Origin of the sequence: uncultured Parasphingorhabdus sp., from assembly GCF_963975735.1 — a bacterium.
Classification (GTDB): domain Bacteria; phylum Pseudomonadota; class Alphaproteobacteria; order Sphingomonadales; family Sphingomonadaceae; genus Parasphingorhabdus.
The window spans coordinates 70,775-89,552 of sequence record NZ_CAXBIA010000002.1; the positions used below are offsets into that span (position 1 = coordinate 70,775).

Annotated in this window: 13 protein-coding genes; 9 read left to right on the top strand and 4 right to left on the bottom strand. The window is 57.0% G+C overall.

Features of this window, described 5'->3' with window-relative positions:
- Nucleotides 1-15: 15 nt before the first annotated feature.
- Entirely contained in the window at nucleotides 16-1,995 is a 1,980-nt protein-coding gene (locus AACZ86_RS03920) for a lytic transglycosylase domain-containing protein (protein ID WP_339689484.1), read from the bottom strand.
- A gap of 114 nt (nucleotides 1,996-2,109) precedes the next feature.
- Between AACZ86_RS03920 and dapA the strand changes: the two genes are divergently transcribed.
- The 7 genes from dapA (at nucleotide 2,110) to alaS (ending at nucleotide 11,400) form a co-directional block, all read left to right on the top strand.
- A complete protein-coding gene (gene dapA, locus AACZ86_RS03925; RefSeq protein WP_339689486.1) occupies nucleotides 2,110-2,985 on the top strand; it encodes a 4-hydroxy-tetrahydrodipicolinate synthase in 876 nt (291 codons plus the stop codon).
- The gene (gene smpB / locus AACZ86_RS03930; protein WP_339689488.1) at nucleotides 2,985-3,467 is read left to right on the top strand and encodes an SsrA-binding protein SmpB; all 483 of its coding nucleotides are present in this window, start codon (nucleotides 2,985-2,987) and stop codon (nucleotides 3,465-3,467) included. Before dapA ends, smpB begins: the two co-directional genes overlap by 1 nt.
- A 94-nt stretch (nucleotides 3,468-3,561) precedes the next feature.
- Nucleotides 3,562-4,089, top strand: a complete 528-nt coding sequence (locus tag AACZ86_RS03935; protein WP_339689490.1) for a DUF2062 domain-containing protein — start codon at nucleotides 3,562-3,564, stop codon at nucleotides 4,087-4,089.
- The gene (locus AACZ86_RS03940) at nucleotides 4,079-6,520 is read left to right on the top strand and encodes a response regulator (RefSeq protein ID WP_339689492.1); all 2,442 of its coding nucleotides are present in this window, start codon (nucleotides 4,079-4,081) and stop codon (nucleotides 6,518-6,520) included. Before AACZ86_RS03935 ends, AACZ86_RS03940 begins: the two co-directional genes overlap by 11 nt.
- Nucleotides 6,521-6,667: 147 nt before the next feature.
- Nucleotides 6,668-7,750 carry a recombinase RecA gene (gene recA / locus AACZ86_RS03945; RefSeq protein WP_339689493.1) on the top strand — a complete coding sequence of 361 codons (1,083 nt, stop codon included), beginning with the start codon at nucleotides 6,668-6,670 and terminating at the stop codon, nucleotides 7,748-7,750.
- 319 nt (nucleotides 7,751-8,069) lie between these two features.
- Nucleotides 8,070-8,696 carry a glutathione S-transferase gene (locus AACZ86_RS03950; protein WP_339689494.1) on the top strand — a complete coding sequence of 209 codons (627 nt, stop codon included), beginning with the start codon at nucleotides 8,070-8,072 and terminating at the stop codon, nucleotides 8,694-8,696.
- 55 nt (nucleotides 8,697-8,751) lie between these two features.
- A complete protein-coding gene (gene alaS, locus AACZ86_RS03955; RefSeq protein ID WP_339689495.1) occupies nucleotides 8,752-11,400 on the top strand; it encodes an alanine--tRNA ligase in 2,649 nt (882 codons plus the stop codon).
- On the opposite strand, the gene AACZ86_RS03960 is transcribed toward alaS, so the two are convergent.
- Together AACZ86_RS03960 and AACZ86_RS03965 are read right to left on the bottom strand one after the other, a co-directional pair.
- A complete protein-coding gene (locus AACZ86_RS03960) occupies nucleotides 11,378-13,207 on the bottom strand; it encodes a cation:proton antiporter (RefSeq protein ID WP_339689497.1) in 1,830 nt (609 codons plus the stop codon). The two genes, alaS and AACZ86_RS03960, sit on opposite strands and share 23 nt — an antisense overlap.
- A gap of 207 nt (nucleotides 13,208-13,414) precedes the next feature.
- Nucleotides 13,415-14,635, bottom strand: a complete 1,221-nt coding sequence (locus AACZ86_RS03965; protein ID WP_339689499.1) for an NADP-dependent isocitrate dehydrogenase — start codon at nucleotides 14,633-14,635, stop codon at nucleotides 13,415-13,417.
- A gap of 179 nt (nucleotides 14,636-14,814) precedes the next feature.
- Between AACZ86_RS03965 and AACZ86_RS03970 the strand changes: the two genes are divergently transcribed.
- A complete protein-coding gene (locus AACZ86_RS03970) occupies nucleotides 14,815-15,549 on the top strand; it encodes a phosphatidylserine decarboxylase (protein ID WP_339689500.1) in 735 nt (244 codons plus the stop codon).
- Between the two features lie 55 nt (nucleotides 15,550-15,604).
- On the top strand, nucleotides 15,605-16,381 hold the full coding sequence (locus tag AACZ86_RS03975) for a phosphatidylcholine/phosphatidylserine synthase (RefSeq protein WP_339689502.1): 777 nt from the start codon (nucleotides 15,605-15,607) through the stop codon (nucleotides 16,379-16,381).
- 368 nt (nucleotides 16,382-16,749) lie between these two features.
- On the opposite strand, the gene AACZ86_RS03980 is transcribed toward AACZ86_RS03975, so the two are convergent.
- Nucleotides 16,750-18,741 carry a TonB-dependent receptor gene (locus AACZ86_RS03980; RefSeq protein WP_339689504.1) on the bottom strand — a complete coding sequence of 664 codons (1,992 nt, stop codon included), beginning with the start codon at nucleotides 18,739-18,741 and terminating at the stop codon, nucleotides 16,750-16,752.
- Between the last annotated feature and the right edge of the window lie 37 nt (nucleotides 18,742-18,778).

Here is an 18,778-nt window from a genome sequence, read left to right on the forward strand (position 1 = left end):
TGGTTTGGCCCTAGTTTATCCTCGGCTGTTTTTTCCGATATAGCGCGATAGCGGCGTCTCGCTGCGGATTGTCGGACCGCGCGGGTTTTTCGTGTCATAGACGACCGCGTTTTCCAGCACCCGTTTGACATAGTTGCGCGTTTCGGAAATCGGGATATCCTCGATCCATTGGATCCAGTCGATGCCACCCATGCGGGGGTCGCCGTTGGCGCGGATCCATTTGTTCACATTGCCGGGGCCAGCGTTATAGGCCGCGACAGCAAGCGGATAGCTGCCACCATAATAGTCCATCATCCGCTGAATATAACCGCTGCCAAGTTTTATATTATATTGCGGATCGTCGGTCAGCGAAGAGAGATTGTAAGACAGGTTCGCCTTGCCCGACTGTTCGCGGGCGGTGCCTGGCATAAGCTGCATCAGGCCGCGGGCGCCTGCATGGCTGATAGCTCCTTCGGCAAACTGGCTTTCCTGGCGGGTGATCGCGTGGATCAGGGTCCAGGTGCTCTCATGGCCGAATGGAACAGGCATGGTCGGGAAGGCGGTTTCATCAATCGCGCCAACCCCGGACCCGAGGGCGCTGATCCCCTTGATCACGCCAAGATCGCGTGCACCGATGCGGGTGGAGAGATCGCTGATCAGCATATAGTCTTTCGCGGTCTTTGCATTGGCAGCAAGCGCGCGATGAAAGCGGATCTGTTCACGCCAGGGACCGGTGCGCACCGAAGCTTTTACGGCGACGACCAGCGGATCTATGTCATAGGCTGCACGGTCCGCATTGGTAATCTCGACATTCGGTTTGCGGTTGAACTCCGGCAGAGGACGTCCCAGCCGTTCCAGCGACAATTGACCGTAGAAATAATCCGGGAATTTGGCTGCTTTTTCGAAATAGGCATTGGCCTGATCGGACTGACCTGCGTCTGCGGCGGCGCGGCCGGCCCAATAATAGCCTTTCGAGGTGATATTGGGTGAATCATAGGATTGCGCATAGAGATCGAACATCGGGATCGCTTTGGCAGGCTGGCGCATGCCGTTCAGCGCGGACGTGCCTGCGATCCACGCGAGATCGGAATATTTGTCGCGCACGCGGCTATTCTGGTCGGCTATCCGGGTCGGCGTGTCATAGGCGTCGTCGATTTTTGAGGCGATATCATAGGCCAGCGTCCATTGCCGGTCATTGGCTGCTGCTTCGGCGTTGATCAGCATCGCTTCGAACCAGGTGTCGGGCATGGCCGGTTTGACCCGCAACGGTAATCGGGTGGCCAGCAACTGACGTGCTGCATAGCTTTGGCCGCTGTTGCGCAGATAGCGGGCGCGATCCGCCAGATAGCCCGCATCGTCCCGGGCAATCGCGCCGACCGCGCTGGCCTGTGCATTGGCGTCGGATGATTCGGTGAGCTGTGCCAGGCGGGCCGCGAACACCGCGCGTCGGGCAGGAGAGGTGAAGGACAGCTGGCCGGCGGCATCGCGGGTCGCTCGCGCCCACAGGAGCGCATCCATCCGGGCATCATGATCATCGATGCTCAGCACCGAGCTGAACCGCGATATCAGGGCGGCTTCATCGTCATCGGTCAACGTTCCGCCACGCCATGCCTGTTTCGCCATGGCCTTGGCCTTGTCGCTCATTCCCGAAGCCTGCAGCGCTACCGCATATTTGGCGGCGCCGGCATTGGTGGTCGGCGGAAATTTTTCAAAATAGGCAAGCACGCGGCTCGGCGAGAAACTGTTGATATTGATTGCCTGCTCGGCGTTCCGCTGCATCCGCGTGTCTTCCGGCCAGCCGGGATAGGTCACCAGAAACCCGGCATAATCCTCGAAGGAATAATTGTCGGACTGGGTGAGCACCCGCCAACGTTGAAGCCCGAGAACGGCGTTGCCGCCGGTCGGATCGGATAGTTCGCTGTCGTTCCCTTGCCAGCCCAGCTGTTCGGCAGCCATGCATGTTACGGGGGATAAAAGCAGCGCCGCGATGACAATTCTTGATACCATGCTGGACATTTTAGGGGTAGGCTCCTTATCAGGCGCTGAACGGCGAACTATATCGCAGTTAATATTGCAATTGACTTGGTTGCGGCTTTGCCCATTTCCAAGATAAATATAAAGGATTATTCCATGTTTTCCGGCTCAATTCCGGCTCTGGCGACGCCCTTTCGCGACGGATCGTTTGCCGAAGACCAGTTTCGCGCACTTGTGGACTGGCAGATCGACCAGGGCAGCAGCGCTCTTGTGCCCTGCGGGACCACCGGTGAAGCGTCAACCTTGTCCAATGCCGAGCATCATCGGGTCATCGAAGTGTGCATCGAGCAGGCAGCGGGCCGGGTGCCGATCATCGCCGGCTGTGGCTCCAATGATACGACCAATGCCCTGTTGCATCTTACCTTCTCGAAAAAATGCGGCGCGGCAGCCGGCCTCGTAGTGGCGCCATATTACAACCGTCCTAATCAGGAAGGCATCACCGCCCATTTCACGACTCTGACCGAGAGCATAGACCTGCCTCTGGTGCTATATAATGTACCGGCGCGCACCGTCACCGATATCCAGCCCGAGACCGTTGCGGCTCTGTCCCACTTGCCCGGCATCGTGGCGATCAAGGATGCCAGTGGCGTACTGGACCGGGTCACCGAACATCGGCTCAATTGTGCCGACGACTTTGTGCTGCTGTCGGGGGTCGACGAACTGTCGCTGGCGTTCAACGCTGCCGGTGGCGTCGGCTGTATTTCGGTAACTGCCAATGTTGCCCCTAAATTATGCGCCGAGTTCCAGGCGGCCTGTGCGGCTGGCGACTATGCCAAGGCACGAGAGCTGAACGATGTGCTCTATCCGCTTCACAAATCCCTCTTTTCCGACGCTTCGCCGGGGCCGATCAAATATGCATTGTCCCGGGTCCTGCCGGATTTCTCGCCCGATCTGCGCTTGCCGATGACACCGCCTTCCGAAGCCAGCCGCAAAGCTGTTGATATTGCCTTGGAAGGGGCCGGTCTGATCTAATGGCAAAACCGCGGCCGGTAGAATTTGATAAGCAGAAGATCGTCGCCGAGAACCGGCGCGCGCGCTATGATTATTTTCTCGAGGAGCATTTCGAGGCCGGGATCATGCTGACCGGAACAGAAGTCAAATCATTGCGCTTCGGTTCGGGCGCGATCGCCGAGAGCTATGCCGAGGTCAAGGATGAGGAAGCCTGGCTGATCAACTCCAATATTCCCGAATGGAGCCATGGCAACCGTCACAACCACACGCCGACCCGTCCCCGCAAGCTTTTGCTCAAGCGCCGCGAGATCAACAAATTATATGCGGCCGTGATGCGCAAGGGGATGACCGTTGTGCCGCTGTCGATCTATTTCAACAGCAAGGGCAAGGCAAAGCTTGAACTGGCGCTCGCCAAGGGCAAGAAGGCACCCGATAAACGTCAGACCGAAAAAGATCGTGACTGGAAACGGCAACAGGGCCGGCTGATGCGCGAGCATGGATAATTCCGATTTCAATCCTCCACCAAAAGATTGGGGTGCGCGAACAATCAAGCGCTTCGGGGTTTGGCTGGACAAAAAAATGCCGACCCGGGCGAGCATGGCCAAGAATAGATATTTGAAGCCAATCGCGCACCGGTTTCTACGATCAGATTTGTGGCATTTTAATCGTCGTTCCGTCCCGCGCGGAGTGGCGCTTGGTATGTTGGCGGGCTTTCTGATTCCCTTGGGCGGCCAGACTTTTGTGGCATTGTTTCTGGCATTGCCGATTCGCGCCAACGTACCGATCGCGGCCGTCACCACATTTATCACCAACCCGTTTACCTATCCGTTCTGGATCGCCGTTGCCTATCAGATCGGAAAGCAAATATTGCGGATTGAACCGGGGGCATCCGGCCAGACGGTTCACGAAGTTGTCGACACGCAATTTCTGGGTCAGGTCGCGCAATGGCTGGGCTGGCTTGGGCGAGAAGCGGCGGTGACCTTTTTTGGATTTGCCGTGTTGGGCGTTGTTTTCGCGGCGGTAGGATATTTGATCAGCAGCTTTGGCTGGCGCTGGTGGATCGGTCGGAAAAGGAAGTCGGCGCTGGCAAAACGGCGTTTGGAGCGGTTGGGCGATGGCGAGTAGAGCCCGAAATGGCACCGGATTGTTGAATCCCAGTACCCGAAAATCGCTGGTTGGTGTTCGGATCAGGGCAGCGTTGCTGGTGGTAGCCGTCCTGGCTTCTGCCGGGCTGCTATATTGGCAAGTGCAGAATATCGCCGTGATCAGCGCCTTTGTCGCTCTGGTGGTCAGCATGACGGCCATCGCCTATTTTTTGCGTCCACGAGCGGAAGAGACGGATCGGCATTATGCGGATCCCGGCGATTGGGCGGTTACGCGGATGGTCGCCGATCAGTCGGAAATCGGTCTGGCGATTACCGACCGCGCTGGCCGACTGGTTTGCGCGAACGAGCTTTTTACCAAATGGTTCAATGGTCCGGCGGTTCCTCCCGAACTGCCATTACAGGCGGGCGGCAACGAGCTGCTCGCGACGGCTGGCCGCACGGCCTGGCGGGATGGCCGTGGCTATGCGGAAGGTCTGAAACGCGGGGTTGCAGAATATAGCGCGAAGGTCGTCCGCGCAGGGCAGGGCGAAGAGTATCTTCTATGGCAGATGATACCGCAAATCCACGCGGACATATTGGACGATATGATCCGTCTTGTCAGTGGCGGCGGTGGCCGGGCATTTTCAGAATCCGGTATATTGGCCAGTGTTATCGGCGGTGAAGGACGGATCCGGGCTTCGAACCAGGCCTTTGCCTTGCGTGCAACCGGCCGGGTTGATGCCAATATCTCGGGTCGGAATTTTATAAATTTCCTGCGCTCCGACGACAAGGGCACGATCTTTTTTGAACGCGAAGGACGGCATGGCACGCCGGTGCGTCTGTTTCATGTTCCGCTAGACCGGGAAAAGGAAAAGGCGCCCGCGTTGATCCTGCTGATTGATGACGATGGCGGAATGGTCGAACGCGGCAAGGCGCTGGAGCAGGTCGAATCGATGTTGTCGCTGCTGCCATTGGGGCTGGCGCTGACCGACCGTGACGGTCGCTTCCTCTTCTTGAACGAAGCCTTCGCCAAAACTGCGGGTATCGCGGAAAAGGAACAGCCGCTCTATCCCGGCGACCTGATGATCCGTGACGATAAATCGGCGGTTGCCGATGCGGTCCGGCGTTACGCCAGCGGCCCGCCATTGGCAGGCGATCTGGCGGTACGTCTCCGTAATGGTGGTGAAGAGCCCGTTGCGCTGGGTATTGCTGGTGTTCGCGGCCTGGGTGAAGCGGCGGTGTTGCTGTCAATCCGGGACAATAGCGAAGAATCGAAATTGAAGAGTCAGGTGGCGCAGGCGACGAAAATGCAGGCTGTCGGTCAGCTCGCCGGAGGCGTGGCCCATGACTTCAACAATATTCTCACCGCGATCATCGGCCATTGCGACCTGATGCTGCTGCGCCATTCACCGGGCGACAGCGACTATGATGATATCCAGCAGGTCAAGAATAACAGCAACCGGGCGGCCGGCCTGACCCGCCAGTTGCTCGCTTTCTCGCGCCAGCAAACCCTGCGGCCGCAAGTGCTTCAGCTGCCTGACGTGGTGGCGGACGTGTCGAATCTGCTCAAGCGTCTGCTCGACGAGACAATCGAGCTCGAAGTCCGCCACGGTCGTAACCTCGGTCTGGTCCGGGCGGATCCGGGCCAGCTTGAGCAGGTGATCATCAATCTTGGTGTAAACGCCCGCGATGCCATGCCAAAGGGCGGCAAGATCTCGATCTCGACCCAGGCGGTTGGGGCATCCGATGTTCGCGCGTTGAAAAGCGATATCCTGCCAGTCGGTGAATATACCGCGCTGATCTTCACCGACTCCGGAAACGGTATTCCACCGCATGTCATCGGCAAGATTTTTGAGCCGTTTTTTACCACCAAGGCGGTCGGCAAGGGGACCGGTCTGGGGCTGTCGACGGTTTACGGGATCATCAAACAATCCGGTGGCTATATATTCGCAGAATCCAAGCCCGGCGAGGGAACCACTTTCTCTATCTACTTTCCCGTTCACGTTCCAACGAAGGAAGATATCGCGCGGGCGACCCTGAACTCGCCGCCGGTCAAGGCGACCGCAAGAAAAGAATTGTGGGGAAGCGGACATATCCTGCTGGTCGAGGATGAGGACATGGTCCGTGCGGTCGCGGAACGGGCTCTGATCCGCCAGGGCTATACGGTTGTGACCGCCAGCGAAGGCGAGGAAGCCCTGGGGCTACTGGCCGCTCAGGTCGACCAGGAGCAGAAGTTCGACATCATTGTGTCGGATGTAGTGATGCCGATAATGGATGGTCCCACCATGGCCAAACATGTCCGCAAAAAACATCCCGATCTGCCTATTTTGTTCATGTCCGGCTATGCCGAGGAGCAATTGCGCAAATCGATTGATCTCGACAAGGTGAATTTCCTTCCGAAACCGTTTTCGGTGGCGCAAATAGCAGAAGCGGTAGGAGAGACTCTGGCCGAACATGCCAAACAGGACTGAAAAACGGTTGTATTTCGACTAATTTTCAACAATCTAGCCTATCAATAAAAAATTTATGTTCCCCTCTTGTTCTATGAGAACAAATGCGGTACATCATCACAATCATTGATTGATGATGGTTAAGCATTTAGCGAAGGGGACAGGCAAATGGCCGGCAATTTAAAAGTCGTAGAATCGGATAATCAGTTGAACTCATCAGACAGACAAAAAGCGTTAGACGCCGCATTGGCGCAAATCGATCGTGCCTTTGGTAAAGGTTCGGCCATGAAGCTGGGCCAGCGCAAGGCACTGGAAATAGAAGCTATCTCCACCGGTAGCCTGGGACTGGATATCGCGCTGGGAATCGGGGGATTACCAAAAGGACGCGTGATTGAAGTCTACGGACCGGAAAGCTCCGGCAAGACGACGCTCGCTTTGCACGTGATCGCCGAAGCACAGAAAAACGGTGGCACCGCTGCCTTTGTCGACGCGGAACATGCGCTCGACCCCGTCTATGCCAAGGCATTGGGCGTCAATACCGACGAGCTGATCATCTCCCAGCCTGACACCGGCGAGCAGGCACTGGAAATTGTCGATACATTGGTGCGTTCCAATGCGATTGATATTTTGGTTGTCGACTCGGTCGCTGCTCTGGTGCCGCGCGCGGAAATCGAAGGCGAAATGGGCGATACCCATGTCGGCCTGCAGGCTCGTTTGATGAGCCAGGCGCTGCGTAAGCTGACCGGTTCGATCAGCCGTTCCAAATGTATGGTGATCTTCATCAACCAGATCCGCATGAAAATCGGTGTGATGTACGGCAATCCGGAAACCACGTCGGGCGGCAATGCGCTGAAATTCTATGCTTCGGTCCGGCTCGACATCCGTCGCACCGGACAGATCAAGGAACGCGACGATATTGTCGGCAACACCACCCGCGTAAAAGTGGTCAAGAACAAGGTCGCGCCGCCGTTCAAGCAGGTCGAATTCGACATCATGTACGGTCAGGGCATTTCCAAGGTTGGCGAGGTTATCGATCTTGGCGTGAAAGCCGGCGTGGTCGAGAAATCGGGTGCCTGGTTCTCTTATGACTCGGTTCGCATCGGGCAGGGGCGTGAAAATTCCAAGCGCTTCCTTCTCGAACATCCGGAAATGATGGAGAAGCTGGAAAACCAGATTCGCGGCAAGCAGGAAGAAGTGGCCGAGGAAATGATGAACGGCCCCGTTCCCAAAGCCAATGACGATGATGAGTAAATAGATGATCGGACCGTCAGGGCGGGTAACCGCCTTGACGGTCTCGCCTGTCGGTCGAAGACCACTCCGGTAATCCGGCTCGCGCCGAAACCGGGAAATCAAAACATGACAAGTTTTGCCGGATCACTCTCCCCCGAGGCGATCCCTGGCATAGGGCCGTCCTTCTGTCCCCCGACTGCAGGACGGCCCATTTTTATTTGCCTTTTCTATCGGCAGCGGACTGCCGAAATGTTGGAAAAGATTGACATTCGGCTGCTTTCAACGCTTCCTTGGCCCTAACTTTGACAAACTTTGAGCTCTCCGGAAGGCCAATATAGCAATGACCATCACCCTGCATCATCTCGAAAACAGCCGCTCGCAACGCATAATCTGGCTGTTGGAGGAGCTCGGACTCGATTATGAGATCAAGCGCTACGAACGCGACCCCAAGACCAGCAAAGCTCCGGCCAGTCTGAAAGCCATCCACCCGCTCGGCAAATCGCCGATGATCGAGGATGACGGAGACGTCATTATCGAGACGGCTGCGATCGTCGAATATCTCGTCGCCAAGGCCGGCGGCAAATTGGGCGCGCCCGGCGAAGCCAAAGGCGCTCGCCTCTACACCCAATATCTCCATTTCGCCGAAGGCTCGATGATGCCGCCGCTTTACGGACTGCTGGTCGTCGGTCGTCTCGGCATTCTCGGCTTTCCGGCACGCAAGCCGGTTGGCCAGATGGTCACCGACCTGCTCGTCTGGCTGGAGACCGAGCTGGAGGACCGCGACTATTTCGCCGGCAATGATCTCACTGCTGCGGATATCATGATGAGCTTCCCGCTCGAAGCCTGCCAGTCCCGCGCCGGGCTCGATCAGCGCTATCCGAACCTGCTGGCCTGGCTGGAGCGTATCCATAGCCGTCCACAATACCGTACCGCGCTCGAAAAGGGCGGGCCTTATGCCTATGCGTGATTTTCGATCCATTCTCGGGATTGTCAACGGCAGATCGCTCGCCTAAGTCGAATGGATGCAAACCACCAATGATATCAGACGGTCTTTCCTAGACTATTTCGCCGCTCAGGGTCACGAGATCGTCCCTTCTTCGCCGCTCATTCCCTATAATGATCCGACGCTGATGTTCATCAATGCGGGCATGGTCCCGTTCAAGAATATCTTCACCGGAGCGGAGAAAAGTCCATATTCTACAGCGACCTCCAGCCAGAAATGCGTTCGCGCTGGCGGCAAGCATAATGATCTCGACAATGTCGGCTATACCGCGCGCCACCATACATTTTTCGAGATGCTCGGGAATTTCTCCTTCGGCGACTATTTCAAGGAGCAGGCAATCCACCATGCGTGGGACCTGATTACAAAGACCTGGGGCATTTCGCCGGACCGGCTGACCGTTACCGTCTATCATACTGACGATGAAGCCTTTGATCTTTGGAAGAAAATTGCAGGCCTTCCGGACGAGCGCATTATACGCATCGCGACCGATGACAATTTCTGGTCGATGGGCGATACCGGACCCTGTGGCCCTTGCAGCGAGATATTCTACGATCATGGCGAGCATATTGCCGGTGGTCCTCCGGGCAGTCCGGACGAAGACGGCGATCGCTTTGTCGAAATCTGGAACCTGGTGTTCATGCAATATGACCAGCGCGGCGAGGGCGATCGGGTCGATCTGCCCAAGCCGTCGATCGATACCGGCATGGGACTCGAGCGCGTCGCTGCCGTCATGCAGGGCGTACACGACAATTATGACATCGACCTGTTCAAGGCGCTGATTGCTGAATCCGGGGCACTGACGGGGACTGCCACGACTGGCGATAATCAGGCCAGCCACCGCGTGATTGCAGACCATTTGCGGGCATCCTCCTTCCTTGTCGCAGACGGCGTTCTGCCATCGAACGAAGGTCGCGGCTATGTGCTCCGCCGGATCATGCGGCGGGCCATGCGCCATGCCCATTTGCTCGGTGCCAAGGATCCGTTGATGCACCGGATGGTCGGTTCGTTAACCGGCGAAATGGGCAACGCATTCCCCGAACTGATCCGCGCCAAACCGCTGATCGAAGAGACATTGCTTCGCGAGGAAAATAATTTTCGCCGGACATTGGCCAATGGCCTGAAGCTGCTCGATGCCGAAATCGCTGATATGGGCGAAGGGGATATCCTGCCAGGAGAAACCGCGTTCAAACTCTATGATACTTTCGGCTTCCCCTATGACCTCACCGAAGACGCTTTGCGCGCCCAGTCGCTTGGCGTGGATCGTGACGGCTTTGACAAGGCAATGGCGGAGCAAAAGGCCGCTGCCCGCGCCGCCTGGAAAGGATCCGGCGATCAGGCTTCCGATGCTGTGTGGTTCGATATTGCAGAGCGGGAAGGCAGTACCGAATTCACTGGCTATACATCCGAAGAAGGCGAGGGCGTCGTTGTCGCACTGGTCAAGGATGGCATAGAGATTGAAGTTGCCAATGAAGGCGACACGGTCACCCTGTTGACCAACCAGACGCCTTTTTACGGCGAAAGCGGCGGGCAGATGGGCGATGCCGGCAAGATCTCCGGCTCTGACGGTTTCGCCGCCAGCGTGACCGATACCAGAAAACCGCTGGGACGGCTCCATGCCCATCAGATCGAAATCAAGTCGGGCTCCGTGTCGGTTGGAGACATGGTCCACCTCGAAGTAGATGGTAGCCGGCGCACCGCGTTGCGTGCCAATCACAGCGCCACCCATTTGCTGCACAAGGCGTTGCGGCACCATCTTGGTGACCATGTGACCCAGAAGGGCAGTCTGGTCGCTGCTGACCGCCTGCGGTTCGATTTTTCCCATCTGTCGGCTTTGACCGAAGCAGAATTGAAGGCCGTCGAGGCTGATGTAAATGCGCAGATTCGCGGAAATAGTCCGGTTACCACTCGCCTGATGAGCCCCGATGAAGCCGTAGAAGCAGGCGCGCTCGCGCTGTTCGGCGAAAAATACGGCGATGAAGTGCGCGTGCTTTCGATGGGCCGGGAAGCCGATCTCGATTATTCGGTAGAATTATGCGGCGGAACCCATGTCCAGGCTCTTGGCGATATTGGCTTGATGGTCATTATTTCGGAATCTGCGGTTGCCAGCGGTGTCAGGCGGATAGAAGCGCTGACCGGCGAAGCAGCGCGCCTGTGGTTTGCCGACCGTGATGCCAAGCTCAAGTCTATTGCGGCGACACTCAAATCCTCTCCTGAAGAAGCAGCGGATCGCGTCGCCATTCTGATGGACGAGCGCAAGAAGCTGGACCGGGAACTGACCGAAGCAAAAACCGCGCTGGCATTGGCCGGCGAAGGCGGAAGCAAGCAAGCGACCGAGACGGAATCCATCGGCGGCGTCGCGTTTAGCGGCAAGGTCATTCAGGGCCTGAATCCCAAGGAATTGCGCGGTCTGGTCGATCAGGCGAAAAAGGAACTGTCGAGCGGTGTCAGCGCGATGGTTGCGGTTAACGACGGTCGTGCAACGGTTGCGGTCGGAGTGACCGACGACCTGACCGAACGCCTGAGCGCGGTCGATCTGGTTCAGGCCGGGGTTGCGGCTGTTGGTGGCAAGGGCGGCGGCGGTCGTCCGGACATGGCGCAAGGCGGCGGTCCCGATGGGGCCAAGGCCGATGATGCGATTGCCGCTATCAGGTCTGTTCTTGCGGGCTAAGACCGTCCGGCACCAAATCGTCGGCTGTCGCCTGTCCCCTGGAACTTGCCAGGGATTTTAATTTGGGCTCTTGTTCGAGATCTCCGTCTTCCTGGATCTGCTTGCGATAGATATCGCGCAGTTCGTGGATCGAGGCGATGACAGGGCCCATCGCAACACCATTTTCGACGAGCACCGCTTCTGACAATTGGAGAGAACCCTCGAGCGCTTCGGGCACGGCATTGGTTGCGCCCGCCTGATAGAGTTCCGCGGCATGCTCGATATCACGCGCCCGGGCAATGATCGGCAGGTCCGGTACCCAGGCACGGACCTTCTTGACGATCTGCACCGACAGAACCGGCTCGTCCATCGTCAGGACCAGAGCCTTGGCATGGCCGAGCCGCAAGCGGTCGAGCATTTCGTTGCGCGACACATTGCCGAACATGATCGGATAGCCTTCGCGGCGGGCTTTGGCGACGGTGTCAATGTTGGTCTCCACCGCGAGATATTTTTGATTATGGGTTGTCAGGAGATCGGCGATCAGCTTGCCGACCCGGCCAAAACCGATGATGATCGTCTGCTGTGCCTCAACCGGCAATTCGTCGGAAACCGCGCCACCACCGCTGCGCATTTCCATGCGTCGGGCAATGTCGTGGCCGAACCGGGCCAGTAGCGGCGTGATAGTCAGACCGATGGCTGTAACAATCTGCCAGAATGCCGCGGTCTGAGGCTGGATCAGCTGAGCCTGTGTCGCGGCGGCCAGAACGATCAACGTGGTTTCGGATGGGCTGGACATCAATACACCAGCTTCGGTGGCGGTACCGGCACGGGCACCGGCAAAGCGGAGCAGGCTGCCGGTTACTACTGCCTTGACGAGGACCACGCCGACAACGGCAGTGATCAGGCTGGCCCAGTTTTCAAGGACAACCCGAATATCGACCTGCATCCCGACGGTGATCAGAAACACGCCGAGGGCGAGACCCTTAAACGGCTGTGTGATAACCTCGACTTCACCATGATATTCGGTTTCTGCGATCAGCAGACCGGCGAGAAGCGCACCGACGATCGGAGACAATCCGGTGGCGGCTGTCGCGAGGCTGGCGAGGATGATGACCAGCAAACTTACCGCGAGAAACAGTTCGGGGCTTTTGGTTCGCGCTGCCTGCGCGAAGATTCGTGGGAGTATCAGCCGCCCAAGGACAAGCATGCCGACGATGACGGCGCCGCCCAGCAGAAGCGTTCGACCCAGGTCATCCCACCCGCCATCGGCGGTTATCGCCGGAGAGATGGCACCGAGCAGGAAAATGATCGGAACGATGGCAACATCTTCGAACAACAGCATGGCCAGAGCCGCACGACCGACCGGGCTTTTTGTGCCGGACATTGGTAGCACCAAAGCGGTCGAAGAAAGCGCCAACGCCAGTCCCAGGCCCAAGGCACCGGCAGAATTCTGACCCAGAAGATATAGAACAGACCCGATGATCAAGCCCGAAGCCAGCAGCTCGGCTGCACCGACACCGAAGACGAGGCGGCGTAGCGACCAGAGACGCTTGAACGATAATTCCAGCCCGATGGAGAAGAGCAGCAATATGATCCCCATCTCAGCGAACGGCTCGATCGCCTCGCGATCGCTGATGGTGACAAATTGCAGCCATGAATATTGGCCCTGCAACGACCCGAGGCCCGAGGGCCCCAGTAATATGCCGACCAGAATGAATCCGATGATCGGCGTGATCCTGAAACGGGCAAAAGCGGGAATGATGATTCCTGCAGCACCGAGAATCACGATGGCATCTATGAAGGCTGGATTTTCGAGCGGACTGTGCATGGTGCGTCTCTATACGCGAACGATGCTATTTGTCAGCAGGTTACGTGCAGCAGCACGCAATTGATCGATAATCGGGGAAAACCTGTGAATGTCGTCGAGTTGGCTCACGGTTGTTCGTTGCTGCGGCCTATCCCTAAAGGGATCATCGGATTGGAGCTTGGGCGACAGCATATCCTGTCGCCCGAAGCCTCCATCATTCCGGAATGACTATTTCCAGTTTTCCATTTCTTTTTCGAGATTGGAGCGAACCGCTTCGAAAAACTGTTCGGTCGTCATCCACGACTGGTCTGGTCCGATAAGGATCGCGAGATCCTTGGTCATGTCGCCATTTTCAACGGTCTGGATACAGACACGCTCCAAAGTCTCGGCAAAGCGCGTGACGTCCGGCGTATTGTCGAACTGGCCACGATAGATCAGGCCGCGTGTCCAGGCAAAGATCGAGGCGATAGGATTGGTCGATGTCGCCTTGCCTTCCTGATGCTGGCGATAGTGGCGGGTGACCGTGCCGTGCGCGGCTTCTGCTTCAACGCAATCGCCGGTTGGTGTCATCAATACCGATGTCATCAAGCCGAGCGAACCGAAGCCCTGCGCGACCGTGTCCGACTGGACATCACCGTCATAGTTTTTGCAGGCCCAGACGAACTTGCCGCTCCACTTCATCGCCGAAGCAACCATGTCATCGATCAGACGATGTTCGTAAGTGATGTTGGCCTTTTCAAACTTGTCCTTGAACTCGGCTTCGAAAATTTCTTCGAACAGATCCTTGAAGCGCCCGTCATAGGCTTTCATGATCGTATTCTTGGTCGACAGATAGACTGGCCATTGGCGGTTGAGGCCATAGTTCATTGATGCGCGGGCAAAATCACGAATCGAATCGTCGAGATTATACATCGCCATGGCAACGCCGGGGGAGGGGAACTGGAAGACTTCCTCGTCGATTTTATCGCCATTGTCGCCTTCCCAGATCAGCCGCAGCTTGCCGGGGCCGGGAACCTTGAAGTCGGTCGCGCGATATTGATCGCCAAAAGCATGGCGGCCGACAACGATAGGATCGGTCCAGCCTGGTACCAGACGGGGAACATTGTCGATGACGATGGGCTCGCGGAATACAACGCCGCCCAATATGTTCCGGATGGTGCCGTTCGGGGATTTCCACATCCGCTTCAAACCAAATTCTTCTACCCGGGCTTCGTCAGGTGTGATCGTCGCGCATTTTACGCCAACACCATGCTTCTTGATCGCATTGGCTGCATCGACGGTAATTTTGTCGTTCGTGTCATCGCGCACTTCGATCGCGAGATCATAATAATGCAAATCAATGTCGAGATAAGGTTCAATCAACCGTTCACGAATCCATTGCCAGATGATGCGTGTCATTTCATCGCCGTCAAGTTCGACGACTGGATTTTTGACCTTGATTTTCGACATATCGTGTAGACTTTCCTGAAACGGGAGCAAAAGGGAGGGCTAAGGTTGCGAGCCTCTTAGCAAAGATTGTCATTTGTTCAACCTTGAGTTGCTGACGACCGTGCAAAATCCGCTCAGCGAATGCCCGATAAATCAACGGGAGAGTTGTCAGAACAATGGGCCGCCTCTAAGTAGCAACCATGGCAATCGAGAAATATTCAAACAAAGGACTGGGAGAAGCCAAATGGGCTTTTCCGCCGATCCATCCCGAAGGTCGCAAATTTGCGGTCATCGCCGGTGTCATCACCGCGTTTTTTGCAGTCATGGCCTGGGAAACCCTGGCATGGCCGATGGCGGGGATTACCGTTTGGGTATTGGCGTTTTTCCGTGATCCCAGGCGGGTTACGCCACTCGACGAGAAATATATTGTTGCACCTGCCGATGGCTTGGTGAACCTGATCATGCCGGTGAAGCCACCCGTTGAGCTGCAGGGCGAGGGAGGACTTGGCGATGATGAGCTGATCCGGGTTTCGATTTTTATGAGCGTGTTCGATGTGCACGTGAACCGGACGCCGATCGAGGGAACGGTAAAGCGACAGGCCTATATTTCCGGAAAATTTCTGAATGCGGACCTTGATAAGGCGAGCGAAGAAAATGAACGGCAACATTTTCTGGTCGAACGCAATGACGGGCTGAAGGTCGGTTTTACCCAGATCGCGGGTCTGGTGGCACGGCGGATCATGGCCTTTGTCAAGGAAGGTGATTTTGTCGCCGTCGGACAGCGAATCGGGTTGATTCGTTTTGGCAGTCGTGTCGATGTCTATCTGCCCAAGGGGACTGAACCCAATGTCGTGTTGGGGCAACGGACCATCGCCGGTGAAACCGTGATCGCGGTAATCGGGCAGATGAAAGAAATTGAAGGTGTCGGCCAATGACAATCGGACCATTCTCCCTCAGATCGAAGCAATATTGATGGCTGACAAAGGCTCCATGAGAAGACCCGAGAGAGGCATCCCTTTGCGCGCTTTTGTCCCGAATGCGGTCACGGCGCTGGCGCTGTGCGTCGGTCTGAGTAGCGTTCGCTTTGCCTATCTGGACAATTGGGTGCTGGCAGCAGGATCAATCGTTCTGGCAGGGATATTGGATGGACTGGATGGCCGGATCGCGCGTCTGTTAAATGCACAGAGCCGCTTTGGTGCCGAACTGGACTCGCTGTCGGATGTTATCGCTTTCGGTGTTTCTCCGGCGCTGGTGATGTTCCTCTGGTCGACCCAATATATGCCGCAATTTGGCTGGGTGCTGGCGCTCACCATGGCGGTCGGTTGCGCGCTCAGGCTGGCGCGCTTCAACGCGTTGATTGATGACGAAGACCAACCCCACAAATCGGCCGGATTTCTGACCGGTATTCCGGCCCCGGTCGGTGCCGGGCTGGCAATGTTGCCACTTTATCTGTGGATGATCACCGGCCAGGAAATTTTCCGCCATTATGCGCTGGTGTCGCCGTGGATTGTCCTGATCGCGTTTCTGATGATTTCCAATACCGCAACATTCAGCTGGTCATCGCTGCGCCTGCGCAAGAATATCAGGCTGGAAGGGATTGCCGTGGTTGCACTGGTTGGTGTTGCCTTGATCAACTCCCCGTGGATCATGCTCAGCGCAATCAGCATCGGCTATCTGATATTGATTCCTTTCAGCGTCAGAAGCTACGGCAGGGTCAAGCGGCAACGCGCAGCGGAACGGGCTGCGGCGAGCGATACTGGTTCATAAGCTGTGGCGTTTTGACTGACCGGTGACGATAGGTCGCTCGTTGTAGCGCTATTGACGGGTGTTCGGCGGCAAATTCGCTCCGGATTACACTCGCGATTTTTCCGCGATATTGAAAAAACATCATCGCAATGACAATTACGGCAGCAAAAAAGGCGAGTGCAAAAAAACTGGCGATAGCGATACTAAGCATGACATAACCTCATCTGTTCTTTCAATGAGCACTTAATGTTCCATTTATGTTCTTTTTGTCAAGCGCTTTATGATTCATGATGAGAATACGAATCAGGAGCCGAACGGTTGCATGATCGCTCGACTGCATCTTCCGGCATCGGCAAGTCCGTCATAATCGGCTGCGAACGGCTGTGGCGTCACTCTCCCCCGAAACGTAGCCTGATGCCGCCGTTAAGAGTGAATCCGTCGAGGGGTGCCCAGGCATCGACTGTCCATTGACCGCTTGCAGCCCGTTGCGGAAGCAATAACGGATCGTAACGGGTCTGGCGGATATTAAGCAGATTTTCGGCATTGACGAACAGGCTGATGCCACCAAGTACGATTTCGCCCAGAATGCCGAGATGGACGTAAGCCCGGCTGCTTTGCCGATAGGGATTGTCTTCAAGCTTCTGCTTGCCGGTATAATAAGCTTCCAGGCCGATGCGGCCCTTGTCATGTTCTTCCCACATCCCGACAAGTCCCGCAGTGTGGCGCGGTGTCAATGGCGTGGTGCGGTGACCGGGGCCTGTGGGGTCGGGCTCGCTGCTGTCGACGAAGACATAGCTTCCGGTCAAAGTATATCCGTTCCGCTTGAACCGGAGGAGCAGTTCGGATCCACGCACACGCGAGGTGCCGTCGATGTTGGCGAGGCGTACGCGGTCTGGCGCGATCTCCACAAGCCGGGTCGCATTTTCGATATTGGCTCCGAACAGGGTGACATTGGCTTCGAAGGGCCCACGGGCGTAACCGATATCCAGCGAAGCGGTGCGGGCTTTTTCAGCGGCAAGGTCGCCAAGCGGTTCCAGCCGTGACAGTCCCGCTGCCTCGATTTCGTCGACGAAGGGTGTGGGCGCAAAGAAGCCGCCACCAAGTGATCCGCGGATCGTCCAGAAGCCGGGCCGGTAAAGCGCCGAAAGCCGGGGGCTGAACTGTGTGCCAAACTCGTCGTGAAAATCGACACGGGCGCTGGCCGCCAGAGTCAGGTCCCGGGTTGCCTCATGCTCCAGCTGGCCGAAAATGCCCGGCACGTCGTAGTTATAGTCGAATGCGGAGAATGTCTTCGAACGAAAGCGGTCTGACTGAAAGGCTACGCCGCCGACCCAAGCGGTTGAACCGATACCGCCCGATATCGATGCTTCCGCAAACAGGTTTTCGTGACGGTCATCCTCAATGGTTGTTCCGAAACGGTGCAGATGGTCCTGCCGCATCGCAGAAGCGCGGAGATGCAAGGTCGCCGTGGACCCTAACGGCGTTTCTGCCACCAGACCGGCGTCGAGGCGATCGGTGTCCTGTGTCTGCTGGAACGGTGAGCCGTCGGGTACCAGGCGACCGGGCAGGGTGCCGCCAATCCGCTCCTCGGTCATCATGCCCAGGGTGAGGTAGACGGAGCTGCCGTCTTCACCGTCCCACTGAAAGCGGGGACGGGCGGTCAACCGGTCGTAGGCAGGGATATCATACCAGCCATCGCCATCAATGTCCTGTCCACTTTGACGGTGCGCACCGGCGGTTAGCGACACTCCGAGGTCTGAGGCGAGCGGCGTGGATAGATAGCCGGTGATGTCCTGGCCGTTGCGGGTAGTGGCATTCATCAGCATCTCTGCCGCGAACCGATCGTCCGGACGTCGAGAGATCAGGTTGATCACCCCACCGAGCGCCGATGACCCGTAAAGCGCGGAAGCGGCGCCCTTGATCACTTCTACCTGGGAAAGATCGGTAGGAGGAATCTGCAGCAGTCCGAGCGACGCGGATTGTCCGCCATAAAGCGGCAGGCCGTCGGCCAGCAACTGGGTATAGCGTCCCTCGAGGCCCTGAATGCGCACATTGGCAGCGCCAAGGGCAGGAGAGGTGACCTGCACACGCACCCCGCCGGTTTCGCTGACCAGCATTGCGATATTACCCGGACGCATGATCGCTTTTTCTTCAATCTCTTCACCCGCGATCACTTCGACGCGGATAGGCTCGTCCTGTACGCGGCGAAGGTTGCGCGTACCCTGGACAATAATGGCTTCTTCGGCTTCGTCATCGTGATGGTCGTCGGAATGTGCCGCTTCAGCAGGGTTTTCTTCTGCTACAGTCTGCGCAAGGACGGGGGCGTTGAAAAACAATGTGCTCGCCGAAGCAAGAAGGAACGGGCGGTAGCAGGATGTCATGAGAAGTCTTTCGTGAGAATATGGTGATTGGAACAGA